5 protein-coding genes and 4 tRNA genes are annotated in these 5,076 nt (G+C 46.0%); 2 read left to right on the forward strand and 7 right to left on the reverse strand.

Annotated elements, in window-relative coordinates; genetic code table 11:
• From IB226_RS22960 to IB226_RS22980, 5 genes are all read right to left on the reverse strand, one after another.
• Positions 1-133, reverse strand: a 133-nt coding sequence (locus IB226_RS22960) for a GTP-binding protein (RefSeq protein WP_255526522.1), incomplete at its 3' end; no start/stop codon positions are given.
• Positions 134-240: 107 nt separating this feature from the next.
• Positions 241-316, reverse strand: a tRNA-Thr gene (locus tag IB226_RS22965).
• Positions 317-321: 5 nt separating this feature from the next.
• Positions 322-396: transfer RNA gene (locus IB226_RS22970), tRNA-Gly, on the reverse strand.
• Between the two features lie 192 nt (positions 397-588).
• A tRNA-Tyr gene (locus tag IB226_RS22975) sits at positions 589-673 on the reverse strand.
• A gap of 7 nt (positions 674-680) precedes the next feature.
• Positions 681-756, reverse strand: a tRNA-Thr gene (locus IB226_RS22980).
• 328 nt (positions 757-1,084) lie between these two features.
• Here IB226_RS22980 and IB226_RS22990 point away from each other — a divergent pair.
• Together IB226_RS22990 and coaA are read left to right on the forward strand one after the other, a co-directional pair.
• Positions 1,085-1,642, forward strand: coding sequence for a GNAT family N-acetyltransferase (locus tag IB226_RS22990; protein ID WP_192237066.1), 558 nt, complete (start codon positions 1,085-1,087; stop codon positions 1,640-1,642).
• A gap of 202 nt (positions 1,643-1,844) precedes the next feature.
• A complete protein-coding gene (gene coaA / locus IB226_RS22995) occupies positions 1,845-2,795 on the forward strand; it encodes a type I pantothenate kinase (protein WP_137384928.1) in 951 nt (316 codons plus the stop codon).
• Positions 2,796-2,855: 60 nt separating this feature from the next.
• Here coaA and birA read toward each other — a convergent pair whose 3' ends face one another.
• Together birA and murB are read right to left on the reverse strand one after the other, a co-directional pair.
• Complete coding sequence (gene birA, locus IB226_RS23000; RefSeq protein WP_192237067.1) at positions 2,856-3,818, reverse strand: bifunctional biotin--[acetyl-CoA-carboxylase] ligase/biotin operon repressor BirA; 963 nt, start codon at positions 3,816-3,818, stop codon at positions 2,856-2,858.
• On the reverse strand, positions 3,815-4,852 hold the full coding sequence (gene murB / locus IB226_RS23005) for a UDP-N-acetylmuramate dehydrogenase (protein WP_101762583.1): 1,038 nt from the start codon (positions 4,850-4,852) through the stop codon (positions 3,815-3,817). Before murB ends, birA begins: the two co-directional genes overlap by 4 nt.
• Between the last annotated feature and the right edge of the window lie 224 nt (positions 4,853-5,076).

Genomic DNA, 5,076 nt, shown 5'->3' on the forward strand with positions numbered 1-5,076 from the left:
TTGCCTTACCGCCGTAGGTTTTAGCCAGTACGGTAGTAATTGCTGCAGTCAGGGTGGTTTTACCGTGGTCGACGTGACCGATGGTGCCCACGTTTACGTGCAGTTTGTTACGCTGAAATTGCTCTTTAGCCATCGCTAGTCCCTCTAAGACACGGATATATCGAAGATATCGTCATATCAACCAGGCATTGCCTGACTGTTTGGTTTACAGAGAGAGAATCAGGAGAGAGATAAAGGAAGTGGTGCTGATACCCAGAGTCGAACTGGGGACCTCACCCTTACCAAGGGTGCGCTCTACCAACTGAGCCATATCAGCACATCTGGAGCGGGCAGCGGGAATCGAACCCGCATCATCAGCTTGGAAGGCTGAGGTAATAGCCATTATACGATGCCCGCATCCTGGAACTCGGCTACCTGTTCTTTCTGTAGCTTATGAATAATAAAAGAAGACCTTCTATTATTCGAGCCGGTCAGAGTTGCTGACCAACTTTGATTGCGCTAATGCGCAATCTGAAATTCGAAGGTGAGAGATGAAGAACTCACCCATCAGATAAAGACTTTATCTGATGCCCAACCAGGAGGTTGAGATGGTGGTGGGAGAAGGATTCGAACCTTCGAAGTCTGTGACGGCAGATTTACAGTCTGCTCCCTTTGGCCGCTCGGGAATCCCACCTACTTGATGGTGCCGGCTACCGGAATCGAACTGGTGACCTACTGATTACAAGTCAGTTGCTCTACCAACTGAGCTAAGCCGGCATCAAGTGGAGCGCATTCTAGGAATACCCGAAGAAGGATGCAACAAAAAAATCGTCAAAATTGTTCTATCGCTTACTATTTGTGCAAATCATCTCAAATCAGCCATCAGCTGCAGTAAAATCACCCTAAACCTGTGCATTTTTACACCACCACATCGATTGATTGCTATGAACCGCCATCATTTTCAATGCACATATTTGAAGCACACTGCCTTTCTGCTGTGCAAATTGTAGAAAATTTTTTGTGAAACTACCCGCTACACTCGTTTTTTCTGCTGGCCTGCATTTTGCTTATCTATTTAATCGGGTCATTAAATGGAGGATGTCGCATGAATATTGTTCAGCTCACTGCAGAAACATTACCCCTTTATCGTCAGGCTTTGGCTGCCCTGATGGTTGAAGCGGTAAAAAACAATATGACTTCGGCATTTCAACATTCGCAAAAGATGCAACAGTATCAGGATGCCGAGCGCTATTTTCATAGCTTGCGCAACAAAATGGCACGCCATGAGTTGCTGCTATGGATTGCCGTCATCGACTCGGTTGTGGTGGGAAGCGTGCAGCTCAATATTTGTCAGCGTCCAGATGGACAAAATCGCGCGGAAGTTTTACAGCTGCTTGTGCATTCAAATGCTCAGCGAGAAGGGATTGGACGCAGATTAATGCAGACGCTTGAGCACAAGGCAGAAAGCTATCAGCGTGGTCTGCTTTATTTGGATGTCATTGCAGGTTCTGCAGAAGAAATTTTTTATCGGGCACATGGCTACCGCTATTTAGAGGAATTGCCCGACTATGCATTATGCGCGGATGGGCATCCTCATCCCGGCGCGATTTACTATAAACGTCTGCGTACCAGCCCAGCAGAAAATGTAGCGACAAGCTACTGACCGACAAGAAAAATGCGGGCACGCTTGCGAAAGCGTGCTCCTGTTTATCATTTTACTTCTTTTTAAAGTCACACTGGTGTTACCCTCCTGCCCATTGTTCTCGTTAATTACCCCTGTGACGTGCAATTGAGTTTGATACATCTTCGTATGCCTAATGCAGCAAGGTGTTGATGAATCAGAATTTGCACTCAGATGCATGCTTATGAGTAAAAAAACGACACCTCTTACTACGCCTTATTTGCAGTTCAATCGCCAGCAATGGGCAGCACTACGCGATTCAGTACCAATGACATTGGCTGAAGGTGAAATTGAGCGTCTGCGTGGTATCAATGAAGATCTTTCATTAGAAGAAGTGGCCGAGATTTATCTGCCGCTATCGCGTCTGCTTAATTTTTATATCAGTTCTAATCTGCGTCGTCAGGCGGTGCTTGAGCAATTCCTTGGCACTAATGGGCAGAAAATCCCTTATATCATCAGTATTGCCGGCAGCGTTGCGGTAGGAAAAAGCACAACTGCTCGTGTGCTTCAGGCGCTTCTTAGCCGCTGGCCAGAACACCGCAAAGTAGAACTGATCACTACTGATGGTTTTTTGCATCCTAATGCCGTGCTTAAAGAACGCGGTTTGATGAAGAAAAAAGGGTTCCCGCAATCTTACGATATGCATCGCCTGGTTAACTTCGTATCTGATTTAAAATCGGGTGCTAGCCAGGTGACAGCGCCGGTTTATTCTCATCTGATTTATGATGTCATTCCGGATGGCGATAAAGTCGTACAACAGCCTGATATTCTTATTCTTGAAGGATTGAATGTGCTGCAAAGCGGTATGGACTATCCTCACGATCCTCATCATGTATTTGTCTCTGATTTCGTGGATTTTTCAATTTACGTCGATGCACCAGAGTCCTTACTCGAGAGCTGGTATGTAAATCGCTTTTTGAAATTCCGTGAGGGCGCGTTTAGCGATCCGGACTCTTATTTCCATCACTATTCGCAATTACCTGAAGAGGATGCACTCAATATTGCGCATGGTCTGTGGAAAGAGATTAACTGGCTTAATTTAAAGGAAAATATCCTGCCTACACGTGAACGAGCAAGTCTTATTATGACGAAGTCGGCTGATCATGCGGTGCAAAGTGTACGTTTGAGGAAATAGTCTTTTTTATAAAATGCCCATAAAAGATCGTGGGCATTTTAATTTTTTAACTCAGATGCATTAATTGTCTGGACGAAGAGAAATCTCACCCCCAACCCAGGATTTAATGACTCCATTCTGCTCCAGTAATAAGCCACCCTGCTTATCAATACCTCGCGCAATGCCATGTACCTCACGATCCCCAATAAGAAGCTTCACTGGGCGATTAATGAAGTTATCAAGGGTTTCCCAGCGGGAGACAAATGGCGCCAAACCATCGCGCTCAAAAATAGGTAACGCTTCACGCAGGCTATTGATCAACTTCGCAGCTAACTCGTTGCGATCGATATCAACACCAGCTTCCTGAAGATTAATCCAATCCTGATTAATTTCTGCCGTGCCTTCTGAACGCATCAGCAAATTGACACCAGCACCTATAACAATCTGAGCTGCATCGCCGGTTTTTCCAGTTAACTCAACTAAAATACCAGCAAGCTTACGATCGTTAAGATAGAGATCATTCGGCCATTTAACCCGGACATCCGGAGCACCTAATGACTGAATCACTTCTGCCATGATGATACCAATCACCAGACTCAGGCCCATCGCCGCAGCTGGCCCCTGATCAAGACGCCAATACATGGACATATACAGGTTGGAGCCAAACGGTGAAAACCATTTACGCCCGCGACGTCCGCGCCCTGCTTGCTGATACTCGGCTATGCATGCGTAGCCAGACGGCAATTGATCCATCCGATCCAGCAAATACTGGTTGGTAGAATCGATAACAGGAATAACCGCCAGATTAGGTTGATGCAGGAGAGACAGAATGATTTCTTCATCCAGTAACTGAATTGGCTCTGGTAAGCTGTAGCCTTTACCCGTTACCGTATATACATCCAGACCCCAACTTTTGAGAGTCTGTATATGTTTATTAATGGCAGCACGGCTCATACCAAGCGCTTCGCCCAGCTGCTCACCAGAGTGAAATTCACCATCGGCCACCAATGCCACTAACTTTAACGGCACGCTATTATCTTTCATGAAATTACCTCAACGGCATTACGCTCGCCTCGAGCACCGATAAAGCGCACTTCTGGCTCCAGCCAAACATCAAACTTTTGTCCGACTCTATTTCTAACCTGATGCGCTAAATCGACAATATCCTGTGGAGTGGCATAATCTTCATTTATCAGTACTAAAGCCTGCTGACGGTGAACTGCGGCGCCACCTACACGAAAGCCTTTAAGACCACATTGGTCGATCAACCAGCCAGCTGCTAATTTCACTTCGCCACTGGCCTGTGGATAATGAGGAATGGATGGCCACTGCTTAATTAGCGCATCTGCATGCTCAGCTGTGATCAGCGGATTTTTGAAGAAACTACCGACATTACCTGTGATTTTTGGGTCGGGCAGTTTGCTTTGGCGCATATGGCAAATAGCATTGAATACATCCCAGGCACACACTGTTGCTGGGTTTAACTTAGTCAGCTCGCCATAAGTTAGAACAGGTTTCCACTGTTTTGCCAGACGTAATCCCACTGCAACAATGACATAGTCATCCTTCATTGCATGTTTGAAAATACTATCGCGATAGCTAAACTGGCACTCTTCTCGATACAAACGAATCATATGTTGCGTTGGGAGATGTATAGCTTCAACGTAGTGACAGATATCTTTAAATTCGACACCATATGCACCGATATTTTGAATCGGTGCTGAGCCGGCCATACCAGGAATCAGCGCCAGGTTTTCCAGCCCTGTAATACCCTTCTTTAGCGTCTTTTCAACTAAAGCATGCCAATTTTCGCCGGCACCAACATGCAAGTGCCAGGCTTCGTCATGCTCTTCGATAGCGATGCCTTTAATCGCATTAATTACCACCGAGCCGCTAAAATCTTCAAGAAAGAGTACGTTGCTCCCTTCGCCTAATACAATAAAAGGCAGATTTGATTGCTGACTGTTTTTCCAGGCCAAAGTAATAGCGTCAGGAGTTTCAGCGATGGTCAGCGTTTGTGCATTGATCGTAAGACCAAGAGTGTTGAAAGCTTTCAGGGATGTATTGGGGCTGGACATTTCACGGCCTTTACTGATTAATCTGACCGTAGTTTACCTGATCGGTAGGTTGCGAGTTTGATGTTTTCTTATTTCTGATGGGAAATTGCTAATGTATAGACGTAAAAAAGCCCCGGACTTTCGTCCGGGGCTTCTTCACTATTTGATGCCTGGCAGTTCCCTACTCTCGCATGGGGAGGCCCCACACTACCATCGGCGCTACGGCGTTTCACTTCTGAGTTCGG

Source organism: Pantoea sp. PNT03 (assembly GCF_014852515.1).
GTDB classification, from domain to species: Bacteria; Pseudomonadota; Gammaproteobacteria; order Enterobacterales; family Enterobacteriaceae; genus Pantoea; species Pantoea leporis.